Annotated in this window: 14 protein-coding genes and 1 tRNA gene; 5 read left to right on the top strand and 10 right to left on the bottom strand. The window is 34.0% G+C overall.

Going from position 1 to position 21,471, the window contains the following annotated elements:
* Positions 1 to 4: 4 nt before the first annotated feature.
* Entirely contained in the window at positions 5 to 919 is a 915-nt protein-coding gene (locus Q0829_RS24785; RefSeq protein WP_298548080.1) for a glutaminase, read from the top strand.
* A 64-nt stretch (positions 920 to 983) separates the two neighbouring features.
* Positions 984 to 3,320, top strand: a complete 2,337-nt coding sequence (locus tag Q0829_RS24780; protein WP_298548078.1) for a tetratricopeptide repeat protein — start codon at positions 984 to 986, stop codon at positions 3,318 to 3,320.
* 18 nt (positions 3,321 to 3,338) lie between these two features.
* Here Q0829_RS24780 and Q0829_RS24775 read toward each other — a convergent pair whose 3' ends face one another.
* The 5 genes from Q0829_RS24775 to rffA form a co-directional block, all read right to left on the bottom strand.
* Positions 3,339 to 4,535: a hypothetical protein gene (locus Q0829_RS24775; RefSeq protein WP_298548075.1), complete on the bottom strand. Its 1,197-nt coding sequence runs from the start codon at positions 4,533 to 4,535 to the stop codon at positions 3,339 to 3,341.
* 11 nt (positions 4,536 to 4,546) lie between these two features.
* Positions 4,547 to 6,073: a hypothetical protein gene (locus Q0829_RS24770; protein WP_298548073.1), complete on the bottom strand. Its 1,527-nt coding sequence runs from the start codon at positions 6,071 to 6,073 to the stop codon at positions 4,547 to 4,549.
* Between the two features lie 86 nt (positions 6,074 to 6,159).
* Complete coding sequence (locus Q0829_RS24765) at positions 6,160 to 8,178, bottom strand: hypothetical protein (RefSeq protein ID WP_298548070.1); 2,019 nt, start codon at positions 8,176 to 8,178, stop codon at positions 6,160 to 6,162.
* 123 nt (positions 8,179 to 8,301) lie between these two features.
* On the bottom strand, positions 8,302 to 10,524 hold the full coding sequence (locus tag Q0829_RS24760) for a tetratricopeptide repeat protein (protein ID WP_298548068.1): 2,223 nt from the start codon (positions 10,522 to 10,524) through the stop codon (positions 8,302 to 8,304).
* 12 nt (positions 10,525 to 10,536) lie between these two features.
* Positions 10,537 to 11,661, bottom strand: a complete 1,125-nt coding sequence (gene rffA, locus Q0829_RS24755) for a dTDP-4-amino-4,6-dideoxygalactose transaminase (protein ID WP_298548065.1) — start codon at positions 11,659 to 11,661, stop codon at positions 10,537 to 10,539.
* Positions 11,662 to 11,824: 163 nt separating this feature from the next.
* Between rffA and Q0829_RS24750 the strand changes: the two genes are divergently transcribed.
* On the top strand, positions 11,825 to 12,745 hold the full coding sequence (locus tag Q0829_RS24750; RefSeq protein ID WP_298548064.1) for a glycosyltransferase family 2 protein: 921 nt from the start codon (positions 11,825 to 11,827) through the stop codon (positions 12,743 to 12,745).
* A complete protein-coding gene (locus Q0829_RS24745; RefSeq protein ID WP_298548063.1) occupies positions 12,742 to 13,449 on the top strand; it encodes a GNAT family N-acetyltransferase in 708 nt (235 codons plus the stop codon). Before Q0829_RS24750 ends, Q0829_RS24745 begins: the two co-directional genes overlap by 4 nt.
* Here Q0829_RS24745 and Q0829_RS24740 read toward each other — a convergent pair.
* The 5 genes from Q0829_RS24740 to Q0829_RS24720 all read right to left on the bottom strand — a co-directional run bounded on the left by Q0829_RS24740 (position 13,407) and on the right by Q0829_RS24720 (position 17,557).
* Positions 13,407 to 14,279: an NAD(P)-dependent oxidoreductase gene (locus Q0829_RS24740; RefSeq protein WP_298548062.1), complete on the bottom strand. Its 873-nt coding sequence runs from the start codon at positions 14,277 to 14,279 to the stop codon at positions 13,407 to 13,409. The genes Q0829_RS24745 and Q0829_RS24740 overlap by 43 nt on opposite strands.
* Entirely contained in the window at positions 14,272 to 15,888 is a 1,617-nt protein-coding gene (locus tag Q0829_RS24735) for a hypothetical protein (RefSeq protein ID WP_298548061.1), read from the bottom strand. The genes Q0829_RS24740 and Q0829_RS24735 overlap by 8 nt, the downstream gene beginning before the upstream one ends.
* Entirely contained in the window at positions 15,879 to 16,283 is a 405-nt protein-coding gene (locus Q0829_RS24730) for a hypothetical protein (protein WP_298548060.1), read from the bottom strand. The genes Q0829_RS24735 and Q0829_RS24730 overlap by 10 nt, the downstream gene beginning before the upstream one ends.
* Positions 16,284 to 16,390: 107 nt before the next feature.
* Positions 16,391 to 17,269, bottom strand: a complete 879-nt coding sequence (locus Q0829_RS24725; protein WP_298548059.1) for a glycosyltransferase family 2 protein — start codon at positions 17,267 to 17,269, stop codon at positions 16,391 to 16,393.
* A gap of 215 nt (positions 17,270 to 17,484) precedes the next feature.
* Positions 17,485 to 17,557, bottom strand: a tRNA-Gly gene (locus tag Q0829_RS24720).
* A gap of 346 nt (positions 17,558 to 17,903) precedes the next feature.
* Here Q0829_RS24720 and Q0829_RS24715 point away from each other — a divergent pair.
* On the top strand, positions 17,904 to 21,471 hold a 3,568-nt coding region (locus Q0829_RS24715; RefSeq protein ID WP_298548057.1), incomplete at its 3' end, for a hypothetical protein.

Raw genomic sequence — 21,471 nt, 5'->3', positions numbered from 1 at the left:
ATGTATGCAATACCAGAAAATTCTTGATACAATTCAATCTGAAATATCGACCAAACCTATTACAGGAAAAGTAGCTACTTATATTCCGGAATTGGCTAAAATTGATCCTGATAAATTAGGAATGCATTTATATTGCATTAACTCTGGTCATTATGGTTTTGGTAATGAAAACGAGCAGTTTTCTATCCAAAGTATTTCCAAAGTGTTCTCATTAACACTGGCAATGTCTTTATTGGATGATGAACTATTTGATAGAATAGATGTAGAACCATCAGGAGATCCTTTCAATTCTTTAATTCAATTAGAGTACGAAAATGGAATTCCAAGAAACCCTTTTATAAATGCAGGTGCATTGGTTATCGCTGATGTTTTGGTTTCAGCACTAAAAAACCCTCAACAGGAATTCTTGGATTTTATTCACAAAATTACAGGAGACAACACTATTAATATCAATCAAAAAGTTTTTGATTCTGAAAAGAAGTACAGTCATCGTAATGCTGCTTTACTAAATCTCATGAAATCTTTTGGCAATATAAAAAATGATATAGAAACTGTTTTGGACCTATATATCTATCAATGTTCTATTGAGATGTCTTGTCAGGAATTAGCAACTGCCTTTATGATTTATGCAAATGCTGGAAATACTTTATCTGATGATATCAAAATCATTTCTCCTAGAAAAATAAAACGTATCAATGCTATCATGCAAACCTGCGGTTTTTATGATGAAGCTGGAGAATTTAGTTTTAGAGTAGGTTTACCTGGCAAAAGTGGTGTAGGCGGAGGTATTGCTGCAATACATCCAGGTCAATACGCAGTAACCGTGTGGAGTCCTCCTCTTAATCCAAAAGGTAACTCAGAGTTAGGAATGTATGCCTTAGAAAGATTAACTACTTTGACGGGGTTTTCTATTTTTTAGAGAGTAAAATTTGCCTCTGGTTACAAAATCTTTAAATTTACATTAGTAGCAATATAAATATTCAATGAATCAAATACCAAAAAAGAAAACGCTTTATTTCCTAATTATAATGGTTATCGTTACTACCATTACATACCTTAATCATTTTGACAATTCTTTTCATTTTGATGATTTTCACACTATAACTGAAAATCCAAACATCAGAAATTTAAAAAATATTCCGGATTTCTTTACAGACGGCAGTACGATTGGTTCCTTACCTCAAAATCAATCATATCGACCTATTGTAACTACCAGTCTAGCGATTGATTATTGGTTAGGTAATGGTTATAACATTTTTTATTTCCATCTCTTAACTTTTATTCTATTTATACTTCAGGGGGTTTTATTATTCTTTTTTTTGCATAAAACTCTAGAACTTACTACAACCAATATCAATACCTTTTATATATCTGCAGGAGTATCTCTATGGTATATGTTACATCCCGTAATGGCGGAAACTGTAAATTATGTTATCGCCAGATCTGATTTACAAGCCACTTTTTTTGTTGTTCTGACGTTTTTCTTTTACCAATATTGGCCATTAGCAAAAAAATACCATTTGTACTTGATTCCATTTATATTGGGAACTTTAGCTAAGCCAATTGCAATTATGTTTGCTCCTTTGCTGTTTTGTTATATACTCCTTTTTGAACATAATTTAAGCTTCTTTGATCTATTTTCTAAAAAATCATTTTCAAAAATACTTATGGTAATCAAACAAAGTTTACCTGCATTTGCAACCAGTATCCTTTTGTATCTATTCATTTTGAAAATGACTCCTGAGACATACACCACTGGATCATCAAACACCTTTAACTACCTTATTACACAGCCTTGGGTAATTTCTTATTATTTTGGGAGTCTCTTCTTACCTATACACTTAAGCGCTGATACTGATTGGTCTCCTTTACAAAGTATTTGGTCTTATGAATTTTTCCTTAGTTTATTTGTGTTACTCAGCCTCATTACTATAGCTTTTATAGCATCAAAGAAGAAAAAATACTATCCAATTGCATTTGGTATTGCCTGGTTTTTTATAGCATTGATACCAACTTCTAGTTTCATTCCATTAGCGGAAGTGATGAATGATCATCGCATGTTTTTTCCATATATCGGTTTAATTATTAGTGTAGGTTATTTTATTTGGCTGGTTTATCAGTGGTTAGTTAAGAAACAAAAGATCAATAGTAAACTCCTGATCTCTAGCATGATCGTGTTATTAGGATTGTATAGTTTTGGGACTTATCAAAGAAATCAAGTATGGCATGATGAAGAAAGTTTATGGAAAGATGTCTCCATAAAAAGCCCAAAAAATGGAAGAGGTCTTATGAACTATGGTCTTACTCAAATGGCAAAAGGAGAATATGTTTCGGCAGAAAAGCATTTTAAAGAAGCTCTTAAATTCACTCCTAACTATCATACGCTACATATTAATTTAGGAATTCTTAATAACACACAAGGACGAAAAGTAGAAGCAGAAAAATATTTCAAAAAAGCAATTGAATATGGACCCAACTACTACAATCCTTGGTTTTATTATGGTCGTTTCTTATCACAGAATAAGAGAACTAAAGAAGCTATTGAAAAACTATCAAAATCTGTAGAACTTTCTCCTTATCATATGGAAACAAGACAATTGCTTATGGAAAATTATCTTGATTTAGAAGAATGGGGTCTCCTGCATGAATTAGCGTACAGCACCCTTCAAATTGAGAAGAATAATAAAAAAGCACAATTATTTCTTCTGGCCAGTATTCAAAAAATCGGCAAGTTGGATATGGAAGAAAGAGAAGTAGCAAATAATCCTACAGCAGAAAAATATATTAATTTAGGTTTAAAATATTATAATCAACAACAATACAACAAATGCATAAAAGCTTCAGAAAAAGCATTGGCGCTTGATCCAAATTCTACCATTGCTTATAATAACATTTGCATTTCTCAAAACCTTTTGGGAAATTTTGACAAAGCCATAGAGGCTTGTAATAAAGCTTTACAATTAAGTCCTGATTTTGAATTAGCTAAAAACAACCTTAATGCTGCTCTAACCGGTAAAACCAGTACAGATGAATTAATCCGGTCAGTTGCTACTGAACCCACCGAAAGCAATTACCTTAATTTAAGCTTGTTGTATTATAATTATGGGTTGTTTGACAAATGTATTACTATTGCTCAAGAAGGAGTTACAAAATATCCGAATTCAGATAATCTTTACAATAACATATGTGCTGCATATAACTCTTTAAAACAATGGGGTAAGGCAATTGAAGTTGGAAAAAAAGGATTAGAAATCAATCCTAATAATGGCCTACTTAGAAATAATTATAATGTCGCTATTAATAGTATAAACAAGGATTAAGATCAAGAAAAACTTCTATTAATAGTAATTCCCTGAAAAGTGTATCTTAACAAGATATAACATTCCTGATAAAAAATGTAATATAAAAACAACACCTAAAAAAATCATTTTATTAGAGTATTGTCTTTCTTTAAAAAACTTTTTCAAAAGAAAAGCAGTAGTCGTCATTAACATTAAATACGAACAAATTATGTTTTGCCAAGTAAAATTACCTGCAAACTTCCTTGGTCCTTCTTCAATAATAAAAGCACTTATTAATACCCCCAAAATTGTTAAATACAAACTATATAAAAATGGCTTAAACTTAAGAATATCATTCTTATAAGCTATAATAGCACTGATAGGTAGCCCAAAAGACATAACAATAGCTATTGGAGTATACCATAAAGGGATAAAGATCCTAACAAATTCAAAAGGTTTGCTAATTGCTACAGAACTTTTAGCTGTATAAAAAGAACCTATTTCAAAATGATAAATACCTATATATTGAACTCCAAGTAAAACTACAGCAACTAAAGTCGGAATTGACAACATTATACTCCTTTTAAAATTTGACAAGTCAACACCCTGATAAATTAAAAACATAGAAACTGGTGCAAAAACAAAAATAAAAGATGGTTTTATTGAAATATTAATAATAACTAAAAGACAGCAAAGAAAAACATTTCTATTGAACGTCTTCAAATTTTTATGATGTATAATTTTAAATTGCTTCCAAAAAAGTAAAAGCGCAAATGGAAATAGCAATGTTATTGTAGAATTATGCCAAACAACAGACGGGTATCTACCCAAATACATTTTTTTTAAAATAAAGAAATTATAAATATCAGGAAGTGCAAACGAAAATAACATTGCAAAACAAACTATCTTAACGACACGACATTTGTATTCGTAGGTAGAATTAGTAATAATATCGAGAATTACTTTTTTAGACACTACATATTTTACCACATTTGCAGATGAAAAAATTATAATGGCCGCTAAGAACATTAGCGAAACATTGTTTGAAAAAAAGGAAAGTAAATTTACCAAGAAAAAAAACATAAAATGAGGAGGATAAGAGCTCTGTCCAGCATTAATATTTATAATTGATTGAATGTGTAATTGAACATCCGTCTCGCTATAATTAATTAATGCCCAAAAAAGTGTAGCAGATATCACAAAGACAATTATACTATCTATATTATTTTGAACCCATTCCTTTTTTTCCTCCATTACTTTATGTTTTACCTAGCTTTATCTTCAGAAAATTCTACAATAAAACCAAATAACGATTCATGTGTAATTTTTGGAGTGACAGTTTTGCCTGTTTCTGAAAGAATCCCTTTTTGAACTTGATTCAAGGCTTGCTCATAATTTCTTCTCAAAACTATTAATCCATGATCTTTAGTAAAGTACTTAAATGAATCAAATCTATTTTCATTAAATGGGATATAAGTTAACCATCCATTAAAAAATATTCGATCTTCAGGAAAGTCCTTAGATATCGTAAAAGGATCTCCTCCGAATATTTGATAATCTCCACCGTAAACTACGAGTTTTTTATTATTATTTTGGAGATATTGATCAATATTCTCTTTCTGCACTCCATAAACCTGTTGTAAAAATTGCTTATCAATATAAGTTTGTGAAAATGCCTCATATAGATACCCTGTTATTAGTAAAACAACAACTAAGAGCATTCTTTTTACATTCACAAAACTTATTCTAGGTACAACCATAAACAACCCAAAAACCAAAGCTGTTATGGCTGTAAAGAAAACCCTATATTTTACCATAGCATTAAAAGCTATAAAACATAAAATACCAACAAAAACAAAACTCAGTAGAGAAATAATGTTCTTTTCTGATTTCTTTATTTTACTGCTATAATTTACTATGAGAACAAAAATCATTATCAAAAAAATAGGAAAACTATAGTAACGCAAGAAATAAAGATTTCTAATTTTAGTAAAACTAGGAACATTGTTTACAGCTTTGTGTAAATCTTTTAAAATATCATAGTTAATAAGTTTTTGATTTATAAAAAAACTCAATATTGATTCATAATCCTCTTTTGAAACGGTTTCCGGCAGACCATACAAAACCATTCTGGTATTAGGATTATCATTAATTTCTCCTCTGATTTTATTAAATTTTTGAAAATACGACCATTCATCATTAGCATTATAATATGCATAATCAATTGCTTTGCTTCCTAACGAAATTATAACTGCCACAATTAAAAACTTAGTTTTGGTATCAAAATATACTTTTTTACGTTTTATGGTTTCAATCATAAAAATAGGCGCAGTAATGATTAAAACCAAAAAAGCCGCTTCGAATCGAATCAAGGAACCTAGCACAAAACAAGCTACTCCTATATACTTTAACCTCTTTAAAGGTTCATTAAGAAACATTACACCTGCAATAGCCAAAACCCCGGCAGTTACAGTAAATTGCATATGAACATTAATATAAACACTTACCATAATAAGGAACAACAAAAAAACTGCTTTAACATGCTTACTTTGATGAGATTCCACAATACGCCAACTAATTAAACTGGTAGACAAAAGATTCAGAAAAATAATCATTATGGTATACCATTCTATAGAAGGAAATAAATAATAAAAAATATTTAAAAAAGTTCCATAAATCATATTAATAAAAACCAAATGATTATCCGGGGTTCCTCCATATTTACCAGATGCAATAAGCGCCATTACCGTATCATCATTTTCTGCAAAACCAATCCTAAAAAAAACATTCATCAAAAAAAATAATATCGTAAAAAATACAATATGTATTGAAAGAGAATATTTTTTATAGATGTTTAGATAATTCATATTAAAATTCATTATTTATTCAGTTCACTCTTAGCCCACTCCAAATTATTTTTAGCTAATTCAAAATCACTATTAATGTGTAGGGAATTTTCACACGCTTGTATTGCCTTTTCCCATTCTCCCAAATTATTATAAGATATACACATATTATTATATGCTGTAGCATTATCTGGAAAAACACTTAGTAATTCTTCACTTACTTTAATACAATCATGATAATTTTTAGTATTGTAATAATTAAAGCTCAACCCTAAATATTCTTTTTCAGTAAAACCCTTATTTACCCTTCTTTCTATGCCTTGAACAGCTATTTTCCTATTATTCAATGCAAGATTAAAATTGGGATCAAGCGCCAAAGCTTTATCTAATGCTTCTTTAGCTTTATCATGCATCAAAAGCATATTATACGAGGCTCCTAAATTATTATAAGCTACAATATTTGATGAATTCAACTTTATTGCTTTTAATGAAGATTCTATACTTTTAAAATATGCCCTTTTTCTAAAATATGACAAACTCAATTCTATATATTCATTCTCTGACAGGTTTACTGGCAACTCTTGTTCTAGTGTAAATTGTTCATTTTTTTTCTTTCTATTATCTGTAAGTATATAATATTTATTATCTATTATTTTAAAATTCTGTGTATTCGTATTAGGTCTAATTATAGTGTAATCGAAATACTTTTTTTCTACATTATAATAAGGGATGATATAACGTATCGGGGATCCTGAAATATTAGATAAAGGTAGATCTAATAAATCTGTAGAATAATCTCTTGGTATGTAACCCAGTAATGTTAATTTATTGTCTACAATTTTTTTTCCTATTTCTTTATATACATCCTTTTTATCATAAATAATTTGAACATTATTTCTTTCTTGTATCCATTGATTTGATATTTTCAAAGTTGGAAAAAACAGACAGCACAATATAATAATAAGCAAATGAGTAATTCGTCTCGAAGATGATACAATAAAAATAATATAAAAGTAAAATAGAGGTGACATTGTTCTTATTTCTCGCCAATCAAACGCATCATAAATAGTAAAAAGTAATAAAAAATTAAGTGTACCTATAAGTGCTATAGCTATTGTTAACCTTGATTTATTTTTAAATGCTAAATATGAAAAATAGGTCACTATTCCAAAATTCAAATACTTCATTGATTTATATACCAAATCACCACTTTTTCCGAAAAAATAGAAATTTAGATTATCATAAAAATGAAACAATAATGAGACCAACCCCTCTCCTATTTTATTATTTTTTAAAAGCACAACTAGTGAAGAAAAATAATTTGGTACTGGTTCTGTAAAAAAAAATACAAAAACAAAAGACATCACAACACCTAATAAAAACAATGAAAAATAGATAATTAGTTGTTTATTAGACTTCGCTAGCGGTATCAAACCTATCAACCAAAAGAACCATAATGCACGAAAAATTCCCGCAATAAAAATGGTTATCAAAAACAACACAATATAAACTTTATTATCCTCTTTGTTATAAATGAAGTAAACCAAAACACTAATTACCAAAGCAATTAAGATATGTATTGATTCTTGCATATAAGTAACACCATACAGTATAAAAAAAGGGAACATAAGAATTAGGTTGGATACCCATAGTTTTTCAGTAATAGTGATTCTCCGAATACAGCACATCAATAAGACAGATATCAAAACACTTATAAAATTGAAGTAAATAAAATTCAGATTATCCCATCCAAAAATTTTTGCTATACCGCCATGTAATAAAGGATATCCAAAACCATGCGCATCTACACCCAAAATACGGCTACCTTCTCCGTTATATGTAAGTGCAGCTTCTAATACACCATTTTGAAAGAAAGAATTTGTATTAATAAAATAGAAGAATTCATCACTCCAAACAGGTAAATAATTATGAGTTATACTATTTAACAAATGAATATAATTAAACAAAACTGCATATAAAATCAAGATCCCAAAACCAATCTCGATATACTTTCTATATCTGTTTAAGCTTATGTTATTAAAAAAACTCATCTATATCTATTACAAACTCACAACAATGATTTACTTAACTCTTTTTTAAGTCTATTTCGGATTATTTTTTTCGAATTGATAATCAAAATTTAATCTTTAAAACTTTTTTTTATAAATTCCTAATTATCTATCTATTTTACTCTTGGCCCATTCCAAATTATTCTTAGCCAATTCGAAATCACTATTAATACGGAGTGCATTTTCGCAAGCTTTAATTGCTTTTTTCCATTCTCCGATATTATTGTAAGAAATACATATATTATTATATGCTGTAGCATTATTAGGGAAAGTACTTAACAGCTCTTCACTTACTTTAATACAATCTTTATAATTTCTAGTAGTATAATAATTGAAACTTAATGCTAGATATTCCTGTTCGCTAAAATCCTTTTTCTTTCTTCTTTCCATACCCTGTTCAGCTATTTTCATATTATTTAAAGCAAGATCAAAATCAGGATCAATTAGTAAAGCTATACCAAGAGCTTCTTTGGCTTTATCATACATCAACAAGGTATTATATGAGGCTCCTAAGTTATTATAAGCTATGATATTTGAGGAATTCAGCTTTATTGCTTTTAATGAAGCTTCAATACTTTTAAAATAATCTCCTTTTTTAAAATACAATAAACTCAATTGAACAAACTCTGGAGCGTTTGGATTCTTAGCCAGGCGTTGCTCTAATCTTGTATATTCATCAACAACGAAATCATTTTTGGTTACTGCACAAATAGTTACATCATCAACCTTAACTTCATACACTGTATTATTCGGCGGCCAATTTTCTAACAAACCCCAATTATGTTTTGCTTCTGATAACATTACAATTGAGTATTCCCAATCAGGTGAATCTTGTCGCGCTGCAACGTATGACAAATTAGGAATCATTTCTGTATAATAACTTAGCTTTTTTTGTTCTCCATAATAAAGGCGAACTCTAGATGGAGACTCCTCAGATCCTACATTATCTTTTAACCAATCTACCGCAGGTTTTACACCAACTCCCCAATAATCAATTTCATAATTTTTAAAAGCTCCTTCTACTCCACCAATTACAGGACTAAAATACAATGGCAGTAAACGATTATTCTTTATAGAAAAAAACAACGGTTCAATTAGTAATATTAATATAATAGAATAAGCCGTTATTTTATACTTTTTATTATCCGTCCTTTCTAATAATGCATTACAAGCAATTGCAATTGCAATTATTACAGTAGGGATAATAAACATAAAATGCCTGCCGTTATCATAACTATTTGGCTTACCTATTAAAACTAAAAGTAATGGAAAAAAACTACTGAAAAGCACGAAAGAATACAATAGAATGCTTTGTTTCCCTCTTTGATAATACAAGTATACGGGAATTAGTAAGTACCCTAATAAGATATGTACTGGAGCGATTAGGACAAATAATGACTTAATCATATAATACCATGGCATATCATGACTATTAGCCCATTGACCTTCATATAATTGTGTACTTATAAAACCATTAAAGTCCTTTAGTTTAATAAATAATTCAACCACTCCTGTGAACGGTTTCGTCTGGATATAAGGCCAAAAAAGCGCTATAGAAATGTACGATAAAATAGTAATCCCTATAGTCTTTATTACTATTAAACTCGTCTCACGCCAATTTACATTTCCAAACTTATTGTTATAGTTCTTGATAATCCACCAGGATAAAACCGCTGCGAAGAATATCCCGAATATTACTAATCCTAATAAACGAATGTTTATAAGCAACGAAAAATTCAGTAAAATGAAAAAAGTCCTTTTGATAGTTATAACTGGTAACTCTTTTAATAATTTAACAATATGAAAAACACTGAAGACATAAAATGCAGCAAAAGGGATATCTTTAGGATTCATCATAGATTGCCCAAGTAAATATGGAGACAACGTAATAAATAATAATGTTATGATTCCTGCTTTCCAGCCGCCTATTTCTTTAGCAATAAGTCCACAAAAGAGAAACATCAAAAAACCAAAAAGCGAACTTATGATATTTCTGAACTCATAAGTACCGACTAAAGGAAAATACTGATGTAAAAAATTGGTCAGAAGATCAAAAAAGCCTCCAAAGATGTTCATCCCCTTTAACTCGTTGACGCCTCCATCAATAACACTCACAAAATTACCTGCCTCATCAAGAGGACTATATAAAGTAATATCACTTCTATTTTTAAAATATTCTAATAGCCTTTCTCCGTGTTCTTGATGAAATCGCTGATCATCCGTTAATCCATAGTATAGACTTAGCAAAGGCATTATTACACCTGTAACTAGCACAAGAATTATAAATATATGCCTGGAATTTAGGTTTTTAGGTACAGCTATTTTCATTCCTAATATATACTAGTTAAAATACTGAATTACATTTTCAATTATTTTCTGTTGCTCGTTAATTTCCAATTCATAGTACAACGGTAATCGCAAAAGACAATCTGAAAATCTATCGCAATTTGGCAAATTCGAATTCTCGAGTTTCTCACTATAAAATGGACTTTTATGAAGAGATAAATAATGAAAAACCGAATAAACTCCATTATCTTTTAGAAAAGAAATCAAAATATCTCTTTCTTCCATACTTCTACAAACCAAGTAGAATAAATGACCATTGGTGGTTGCATAATCTGGAATGTCAGGTAATTTTAAAAGTTCTTTATTCTCTAGTTCTTTTAATCCCTTATAATATTCATTCCAAAGAAATTTTCTTCTCGACTGAATTTTTTGGAGGTTCTCTAACTGGGCAAATAAAAAAGCTGCAGTTACATCTGAAGGTAAAAAAGAAGAACCAATATCTACCCATGAGTATTTATCTACTTCTCCTCTAAAAAAAGCTGAACGGTTAGTTCCTTTTTCCCAAATAATCTCTGCACGTTTATCAAATCGCTCATCATTGACCACTAACATCCCTCCCTCTCCAGAAATAATATTCTTGGTTTCATGAAAAGAAAAAGCTGCCAAATGCCCTATCGTTCCTAGTTGTTTTCCATTGTAATAAGAATCTATCGCCTGGGCTGCATCTTCAATCACATAAATATTATGTTTATTTGCTATCTCCATTATCATATCCATATCACAAGAAACTCCAGCATAATGTACTACAACTATGGCTTTCGTTTTAGGCGTAACTAAGCTTTCTAAAGCAGTGGCATCAATATTGGGATTATCTTCATAACTATCTGCAAACACAATTTTCGCTCCTCTTAAAACAAAAGCATTGGCAGTGGAAACAAAAGTATATGATGGTATAATAATTTCATCTCCTGGGTTAATATCTATAAGTATTGCTGACATCTCCAAGGCGTCTGTACAAGAAGATGTCAATAAACAATTTCTAAAACCCAAAGTTTCCTTAAAAAAATCGTGGCATTTTTTTGTATAATGGCCATTCCCGGAAATTTTACCACGAGATACTGCATCTTTTATATAATACAACTCGTCACCGGTCATGTAAGGCTTGTTAAATGGAATCATTAAATTTAAGTAATTTTAAAAAATCTTTATATAGAAAGTCTTTAATTATTATATTTACTTTTTTCGACAATTTCTATAACTAAAAGTTATTATCAAAATAATATCTTTATTTAATTATAGAATAGTAAAGAATAATAATAATTCCAAAACAAAACCATATCATTTGAAAATTTCCGTTGTCAGCCCAGTTTATTTAGGTCAAAAAATGGTTAATGAACTGGTAAACAGAATAGACGAATCACTATCTTTAATATGTGACACGTATGAGATCATCCTTATTGAAGATGGCAGCCCGGACGAATCTTGGGATGCTATAGAACAAATTTGTAAAACCAACAAGAATGTAAAAGGAGTACAATTGAGCAGGAATTTTGGACAACATTATGCCATTACTGCTGGATTAGCCTGTGTAACTGGCGAATGGGTAGTGGTAATGGATTGTGATTTACAAGACAAACCAGAAGAAATCCCAAATCTTTTTCAAAAAGGGTTAGAAGGTTTTGATATTGTATATGCCAAAAGAGAAATTCGTCAGGATGGTTTTTTAAAAAAAATCTCATCCAAAATATTTTATAAGATTTTTGGCTATCTAACAGATAGCAAGCAAGATTCTTCGATCGCTAATTTTGGAATATATCATCAAAAAGTAATACAATCCATTTTATCCATGAAAGATCATGTTCGATTTTTCCCAACGATGGTACAATGGGTCGGATTTAGAAGCACCAAAATTAAAGTAAGTCATGGATGGCGTGAAGAAGGAAAATCTTCTTATTCTTGGAGAAAATTAATAAACCTTGCTTTTGATAACATTATATCGTTTTCTGATAAACCTTTACGACTAACCATACGTTTAGGACTTACTATCGCATTCATTTCATTTTTGTCGGGGATATTTTATTTATATAAATATTTTAATGGAGAAATTAAAGTTCTTGGATTTGCAAGTATTGTAATATCTATATGGTTTTTGTCTGGTTTAATAATTTTTATACTTGGAATTATCGGAACTTATTTAGGAAAAACCTTTGATAAGGTAAAAGAAAGACCAACATATATAATTTCAAAAAAATTAAATTTATGAAAGAGCCCTTACTTTCAGTAAAAAGATTAAACTGGGATTCAAATTTCTTTAAAATTGAAGTTGGTCAAATTCATCTTAAAAATCAAAAGATATCATCTATTGATGAAAAAGATTTTGATCTTATTTATATCCATTCTAATACTTTGATTGAGGATAAAGAATCTATTTGCTATGATAAAAAAATTACCTTTTCTAAAGTGGTTTCCGCACATCAAAAAAAAATCACGCATTCATTAATAAAAAAACACACTGGATTACTAAAAAATTCTTTATTAAAATTAGCACTTGACAGCGGAGAATATTCACGATTTAAAACTGATCCCAAACTCTCTCCTTATTTCATAAGACTTTACACTCTTTGGATTCAAAATAGCTTAAATGGCTCTATTGCAGATCACGTATTTATTTATGAAAAGGACAATGAAATACTGGGCTTTGTCACATTAAGAAAAAAAGATGGATTTCATCAAATTGGCTTAATAGCAACATCTTCATCGCATAGAGGCTTGGGAATTGGTTCTTTGTTACTACAAAAAGTCGATAATGTAGTTTTATCCGAAGGTGGTAGCGAAGTAAGGGTGGTAACTCAATTGGATAATCAATTAGCTTGTAATTTTTACAAAAAAAATGACTATAAAGAATACAATAAAGAATATATTTATCATTTATGGTCTAAAACTATTTTATCAAGTCCTTCTTTGTAATCGATATACCTAATACCTAAAGTTTGTTGACATTCCAATGTTTCAAAAGTTCTCATTTTTTTAAGTCCTAATACATTTTCGGATGTAACCGGAATTTTTATCTTAAAAAACTCAAAAAATTTACACGCTATATAAAGTAGATTTGTTGATACCGGTAAATATTTTAAACTTTTATTCAAACGAAAAGCAATAGCTGAATAAAAATCCTTCATACTTACCTCTTCTTCGTGTGCTAGATAAAATACTCCAGAAATATTTTTAATAAGACCTTGTTCTATTGCGATACATAAATCTTTAATATAAATATTTTGTAATGGTTGTTTACCTCCCCCTACTAATGGAAAAAATGTAGATTTATCTATTCGATCTATCATTTCCGCTAAAATACCCTTTTCTCCGATTATAAATCCAATTTTGAATATTATATGTTTTGAAACATCAAAAAATTTCTCGCATTTATACTTAGTCACTCCATAATGAGACACAGCATCAGAATGGGAAGAAAATGTAGAGAGAAAAGCTATCTTAATTCCCAGCATTTCACAAACAGCAATTAATTTTTTGACTCCTTCAATATTAATCTCATCAGCTCTAGAATTAAGATCATATCTTGAATAAGCGCAATGAATTACGTGATCTACTCCACCAAAATTATCTTCCTCTAAATCTTGTTGCATGTCATACAACACATATTCAACTTGAGGATTTTCTTTTTCAGGCATTTTGTGTACAAAAGCTTTAATATTCCATTTTAATTTTAAAAAATGGTTTAAAAGATTTTCTCCCAGGTATCCATTAGCTCCAGTTATAATAATTGTTGGTTTATTCATTTTTTAGTGATTTTTTTGCCACTCGATACGCATTAGCCATAAGCGTAAGAGTAACACCTTTTGCGGGCAAGTATCCAAACCCAGAACTATCTGCTACATATACATTTTTTGTACCTCCTAATTTTCCTGATTTAGAAATAGTAAAAAATTCACCGCTATCATCAAACGACATAGAACCGCCATAATGAATACTAGCTCCATATGGAGTTGGAATTGTTTTAAGAGGAAAGCATCCAAGTTTCTTTAGAACTTGACATATTTTTCTTTCTCTATCAGAATTTGTTTTTAACTCGTCTTCCGAAAGCTCATAACTTCCTTTTAAAACATCTCCTGTAAAGCTATTAGAGTCCTTCTCCAGTTGAATAAATTTGTTGGGAGAACGTCTTTCTGGATGATGAATTCCTGCAATTGTAAATGAAGATTGCAAAAATTGCATTAGTATTCTTGAATCTGCAAAATTCATAGGGGATTCTTTAATTAACTTGAACAGCAATAAAGATCTATAGCTAAATAACGACGCTACCCCTACATCAAAATTATTTCTATTTTCATCGAGATATAAGGTTAGCTGAGAAAAACTTATTTTATGCTGTTCTATTTTTTTTCCTAATCTACGCCACTGTAAGCAAGGTACGTATGAATATGGATTCGATAAAATGGGGAGCTTATTTTTCTTATAATCAAATGATCTTATTGCAATTCTAGACGTACCTAAAACCCCAGCCGCCAAAATCAATTTTTTACAAGAAAAAACTTGTAATTCGTTTGTATCTGTGCGCTTTACAACTACCTTTACCGAATTATCTTTTTCATAAAACCTTAACACCATGCATTTTTCATGATAAGAAAAATTAGGTTTTGATGACAGCTCATCGACCGTAATCCAAGAACGATATGCAGATTTGTTCGTATCACTCCAAAATCCCATATCTCTGTATTTTGTTGCCAATCTACCCGGTTTATCTTTCGTCAATAATGCCAGCCCCGATCTTCCTACAAAAACCCCTTTTTTGTTAAGGTTTTTTTTATGCTTTTCATAAGATTGTTGTATTCCTTTAAGGTTTTCTTCAATATTTGGAGGATTTTGTATATCCTTCAAGTCACCTAAACTATAGGGAGTCGCATCATCATTTGCTCCTGAAACACCGATATAAGATACCACGGATTGATAAGCTGATAACATTTCTTTCTCATTAAGACCCACGGCTTCGAGTTCAGGCTTAGAAAAAGTAAAACAACCTAAACCCCAACCACCACCTAAACCTCCTCTAGCAAGGCTTTCTAAGGGATGAAAAGTTTCTGATCCAAAAGGCATTAGTTTATCAGCAAACTTATTTAAGAAATTTCTCGGAGGAGTAAGTTGGGAACCCACCCGATTAGAATCCCAAGAAATACCCTCATAGTCTTTCCCCAGAAAATAGACATATTGTTGTTTATCTTTTTTACGGATAGTTTCAAAGTCATCATTCGGAATCAAATTATGATAGTATTCATCTTTTAATCCAATATCTAAGACTGCAACATTTACACCTTCGTCAACTAGCTTCTTTGCAGCAATTGCACCAGAAGCACCTGATCCAACCACAATATAATCGTAATTTAATTGCACTTTTTTTTAATTTTATATAAAATTATCAAACCAAGAATAGCCCGTATTACAGACCTAAAACTTATCGAGATAAGCCTAAAATAATAAAAAACAGAAAAATCACGTGCTAAAAAGTATTTAGTATAATTTGGAGAAGCTTCTAAAATTGCCAACATAACAAATAGTTTCCTTCTTACATTATTATTTGGATCTTTCAACGCTAAGGCAGCATCAATTGATGCCATTCTCCATTTATTTTCAAGCATATTCGAGAACAATATACTTTCATAATGGTTAAGTTCTATTTTTAAAAGACTCATAGCTTCGACATATCTCAATGCTTCTTCATCTTGCAAAGGTGCAGATATTAAATACCAAGTTATTTTTTTTGCCTCTTCGTTATAATCAGCTATCATAATATACTATACAATGCTTCATGAACTTAAAAATTATTAACTGCTAAATTAACTATTTATAATAAGTTTTTATGCACTCATTTTAAGAAACAATAAGTAAAACTTATTTATTGATTTTTTCGAACCGCTGATAACTGTTCAGCGATAAGACCTAGTAAAAAAATAATCAATCCAGTCAAAACCATAGTACTTGCTCCGACACTCACTCCTCTTCCTTGTAAAAAAATATATGTTCCCCAAGATAGCCCTGATAACAAAAAAACGACAGATATAGGAAGAAAAATTCTTGCCGGATTAAATAATATAATAATATTAATAATTTCCATAACGGTTTCAAAAGCGGTTCGAACACCAATGGTACTCGTTCCTTTTATCCTTTCTTTAATACGAATAGGTTCTTCTATTACCAAATGACGATTATTCACAAAAGTCAATGTAATAATATCACTAAAGGACATAGTGTCTGGTGTAAGCTTTAAATATTGTTTCACCAATTCAGTGTTATACATTTTCATACCTGAATTAATATCATATATAGATAACTTCATTAGCATTTTAGCAACTAATCGAATGATTCTTTTACCAATACCTCTAAAAACAGAAGCAGACAACTGACCTTTTCTACTACCAACAATCAAATCTGCATCTGATTCCTTCATCTTTCCGTACAACTTGTCAATATCTTCAAGATAGTGTTGTCCATCTGCATCAATTGTAATAACAAATTCTGTGCAACTTGTTTCAATGCCACTTTTCAATGCCCCGCCATATCCACGATTGACTTTATGGTGTACAATTTCAAAATCGAAAGAAGATTCTCTCTTAAAATTTTGCAACAAACTTAAGGTTTCATCAGAAGAACCATCGTTTACGATTATTAAATCATAATTCTCCTTCTCACAATGTCTTATAACTTCAGGAAAAAAATCTCTTAAAGATTCTTCTTCATTAAAAGCAGGTATTACAACAGTAAGACTATTCATCATTTATCACTAATTTTAGCTAAATCTAAGTTTATAAATCTAAAAAATAAAAAGATATAACTAATTAAAATATTACAGAATAATAATCAAACATTTAAAATCTGTTCAAAACTATAACACCGTGAGTCGTCCTAAAATAGGTTGACACAAACTTGACTTATTTTAGGACAGGACACCGAAAGTAAAAAAGCCTTATCTATATTTGACAAGGCTTTTTGAGCGGGAGACCGGGTTCGAACCGGCGACATTCAGCTTGGAAGGCTGACGCTCTACCAACTGAGCTACTCCCGCTTTCATAGCGGCAAATGTATTAGATTTCCTGAAAAATAAAAATTAAAAATTAAATTATTTTTAAGATATCTCTAGATATTTCAAAAGCTGTAACATCAGGTAAAATCACTATTCATGCTGAATAACAGCGCTTTAACTCAAAACTAAAACACAATAAAAAATGCTTTTTATCGAATAAAAATGCTTTTTACCGAAAAAAATATATACTTTTGTAGTTAAGAAAATATTAATATCTTAGCAACTTATCTATATTTGCTTAGATAATTGATTAGTATTGTTTAAACAACCTTATAACCCCAAACAAAGAGAGATGAAACTCTTTTAAAAAAGAAATTTCCTACTGCCTATGAAGGTAAAATTACTTCTTTTTATAAGTATATGCATATCGCTTACCAGTGTTTATTCTCAGGTTAAGGTTGGTGACAACCCTAATCAAATAGACTCTGCTTCTATATTGGAGTTAGAAAGTGTGGACAGAGCTTTCGTATTAACTCGAATTACTACCTCTCAAATGAATGCACTTACTCCACTAAATGGAGCTCTGATATATAATACCGACGACAACTGTATTTTTCAATACAACAATAATAGCTGGACAAGCCTCTGTAGTGGTAACGATAATCAAGCATTAACCTTTGACCCTATTACTAACATATTGACCCTGGAAAATGGTGGTTCTGTTGATTTAACATCTCTTATTAATGATCCAGACCCAGATCCTACCAACGAAATACAGATATTAAGCCAAACCGGAAATACAATAATCTTATCAAATGGAGGAGGAAGTGTTACTGAAACAATATCCACACTATTTGATAACGGTGATGGCACTTTTACATATACCGCCGAAGATGGATCTACTACAGTTATAGGAGTAGTGGGTGCAACTGGCGCTACAGGAAATACAGGAAGTACGGGTGCAACCGGATCTACAGGAAGTACAGGAACTACTGGTGCCACTGGAAGTACCGGAGCAACCGGTGCTACAGGAAGTACAGGAGCAACTGGTGCTACAGGAAGTACAGGAGCAACCGGTGCTACAGGAAGTACAGGAGCAACCGGTGCTACAGGAAATACAGGTGCAACTGGCGCTACAGGAAGCACAGGTGCAACCGGTGCCACTGGAAGTACTGGCGCTACAGGATCTACAGGAAGCACAGGTGCAACCGGTGCCACTGGAAATACAGGTGCAACTGGCGCTACAGGAAGCACAGGAGCAACTGGTTCAACAGGAAGTACTGGCGCAACCGGAGCTACAGGAAGTACAGGCGCTACAGGAAGCACAGGAGCAACCGGAGCTACAGGAAGCACTGGCGCAACTGGTTCAACAGGAAGTACTGGCGCTACTGGCGCCACAGGAAATACAGGTGCAACCGGTGCCACAGGAAACACAGGCGCAACCGGTGCTACAGGAAGTACAGGAGCTACTGGTGCCACAGGAAGTACAGGAGCAACTGGTGCCACAGGAGCTACAGGAAGCACAGGAGCAACTGGCGCTACGGGAAGTACGGGAGCAACCGGTGCTACAGGAAGCACAGGAGCAACTGGTTCAACAGGAAGCACAGGAGCTACAGGAAGCACTGGCGCAACCGGATCTACAGGAAGTACAGGAGCTACTGGTGCCACAGGAAATACAGGTGCAACCGGTGCCACTGGAAGTACTGGCGCAACCGGAGCTACAGGAAATACAGGTGCCACAGGAAGCACAGGAGCTACAGGAAGCACAGGAGCAACTGGTGCTACAGGAAGCACAGGAGCTACTGGTGCCACTGGAAGTACCGGAGCTACAGGAAGTACAGGAGCAACTGGTGCCACAGGAAGCACTGGATCTACAGGAAGTACAGGAGCAACTGGCGCTACAGGAAGCACGGGAGCAACTGGTGCCACAGGAAGCACAGGGGCAACTGGTGCCACAGGAAGCACAGGGGCAACTGGTGCCACAGGAAGTACAGGCGCAACCGGAGCTACAGGAAGTACAGGAGCAACTGGTGCTACAGGAAGCACAGGAGCTACAGGAAGCACTGGCGCAACCGGAGCTACAGGAAATACAGGTGCAACTGGTGCCACAGGAGCAACTGGAGCTACAGGAAGCACTGGCTCAACGGGTGCCACAGGAAATACAGGGGCAACCGGTGCCACTGGAAGTACCGGAGCAACTGGTTCAACAGGAAGCACAGGAGCAACTGGCGCTACAGGAAGCACTGGCGCAACCGGTGCCACTGGTTCAACAGGAAGCACGGGAGCAACTGGTTCAACAGGAAGCACAGGAGCAACTGGCGCTACAGGAAATACAGGTGCAACCGGTGCCACTGGAAGTACCGGAGCAACTGGTTCAACAGGAAGCACAGGAGCAACTGGCGCTACAGGAAGCACTGGCGCAACCGGTGCCACTGGTTCAACAGGAAGCACGGGAGCAACTGGCGCTACAGGAAGCACAGGAGCAACTGGTGCTACAGGAAGTACTGGCGCTACAGGAAGCACAGGAGCTACAGGAAGCACTGGCGCAACCGGATCTACAGGAAGCACAGGAGCAACTGGCGCTACGGGAAGCACAGGAGCAACTGGTGCCACAGGAAGCACGGGAGCAACTGGTTCAACAGGAAGCACAGGAGCAACCGGATCTACAGGAAGCACTGGCGCAACCGGATCTACAGGAAGCACAGGAGCTACAGGAAGCACTGGCGCTACAGGAGCTACAGGAAGCACTGGCGCTACAGGATCTACAGGAAGCACTGGCGCAACCGGATCTACAGGAAGCACAGGAGCTACAGGAAGCACTGGCGCAACCGGATCTACAGGAAGCACAGGAGCTACAGGAAGCACTGGCGCTACAGGATCTACAGGAAGCACAGGAGCAACTGGCGCTACGGGAAGCACAGGAGCAACTGGTGCTACAGGAAGCACTGGCGCAACCGGTGCCACTGGTTCAACAGGAAGCACAGGAGCAACTGGCGCTACGGGAAGCACAGGCGCTACAGGAAATACAGGAGCAACCGGTGCCACTGGAAGTACCGGAGCAACTGGTTCAACAGGAAGCACAGGAGCAACTGGTTCAACAGGAAGCACTGGCGCTACAGGATCTACAGGAAGTACAGGAGCAACTGGCGCTACAGGAAGCACGGGAGCAACTGGTGCCACAGGAAGTACAGGAGCAACCGGTGCTACAGGAAGTACAGGAGCAACTGGCGCTACAGGAAGCACAGGAGCTACAGGAAGCACTGGCTCAACGGGTGCCACAGGAAATACAGGTGCAACCGGTGCCACTGGAAGTACCGGAGCAACTGGTTCAACAGGAAGCACAGGAGCAACTGGCGCAACCGGTGCCACTGGTTCAACAGGAAGCACGGGAGCAACTGGCGCTACAGGAAGTACTGGCGCTACAGGATCTACAGGAAGTACGGGGGCAACTGGCGCTACGGGAAGCACGGGAGCAACTGGTGCTACAGGAAGCACTGGCGCAACCGGTGCTACAGGAAGCACTGGCGCAACCGGTGCCACAGGAGCAACTGGCGCTACGGGAAGCACAGGCGCTACAGGAAATACAGGAAGTACAGGAGCTACAGGAAGTACAGGAGCAACTGGTTCAACAGGAAGCACAGGAAGCACGGGAGCAACTGGCGCTACAGGAAGCACAGGAGCAACTGGTGCTACGGGAAGCACAGGAGCAACTGGTGCCACAGGAAGCACGGGAGCAACTGGTGCTACAGGAAGCACTGGCGCAACCGGAGCTACAGGAAATACAGGTGCAACTGGCGCTACAGGAAGCACAGGAGCAACTGGTTCAACAGGAAGCACTGGCGCTACAGGATCTACAGGAAGTACAGGAGCAACTGGCGTTACAGGAAGCACAGGAGCAACTGGTGCTACAGGAAGTACAGGAGCAACTGGCGCTACAGGAAGCACAGGAGCTACAG

Source organism: uncultured Aquimarina sp., assembly GCF_947492405.1.
Taxonomy (GTDB): domain Bacteria; phylum Bacteroidota; class Bacteroidia; order Flavobacteriales; family Flavobacteriaceae; genus Aquimarina.
Note: the sequence above shows the minus strand (reverse complement) of the source record. Positions and strands in the feature narration are given on the sequence as shown.

What these genes read in the sequence shown, in the direction of transcription:
- Q0829_RS24765 (WP_298548070.1), bottom strand. Translation starts at nt 8,178, where the DNA reads ATGAGTTTTTTTAATAACATAAGCTTAAACAGATATAGAAAGTATATC.
- Q0829_RS24730 (WP_298548060.1), bottom strand. Translation starts at nt 16,283, where the DNA reads ATGATAGCTGATTATAACGAAGAGGCAAAAAAAATAACTTGGTATTTA.
- Q0829_RS24785 (WP_298548080.1), top strand. Translation starts at nt 5, where the DNA reads ATGCAATACCAGAAAATTCTTGATACAATTCAATCTGAAATATCGACC.
- Q0829_RS24740 (WP_298548062.1), bottom strand. Translation starts at nt 14,279, where the DNA reads ATGAATAAACCAACAATTATTATAACTGGAGCTAATGGATACCTGGGA.
- Q0829_RS24775 (WP_298548075.1), bottom strand. Translation starts at nt 4,535, where the DNA reads ATGGAGGAAAAAAAGGAATGGGTTCAAAATAATATAGATAGTATAATT.
- Q0829_RS24780 (WP_298548078.1), top strand. Translation starts at nt 984, where the DNA reads ATGAATCAAATACCAAAAAAGAAAACGCTTTATTTCCTAATTATAATG.
- Q0829_RS24760 (WP_298548068.1), bottom strand. Translation starts at nt 10,524, where the DNA reads ATGAAAATAGCTGTACCTAAAAACCTAAATTCCAGGCATATATTTATA.
- Q0829_RS24745 (WP_298548063.1), top strand. Translation starts at nt 12,742, where the DNA reads ATGAAAGAGCCCTTACTTTCAGTAAAAAGATTAAACTGGGATTCAAAT.
- rffA (WP_298548065.1), bottom strand. Translation starts at nt 11,661, where the DNA reads ATGATTCCATTTAACAAGCCTTACATGACCGGTGACGAGTTGTATTAT.
- Q0829_RS24770 (WP_298548073.1), bottom strand. Translation starts at nt 6,073, where the DNA reads ATGAATGTTTTTTTTAGGATTGGTTTTGCAGAAAATGATGATACGGTA.
- Q0829_RS24725 (WP_298548059.1), bottom strand. Translation starts at nt 17,269, where the DNA reads ATGATGAATAGTCTTACTGTTGTAATACCTGCTTTTAATGAAGAAGAA.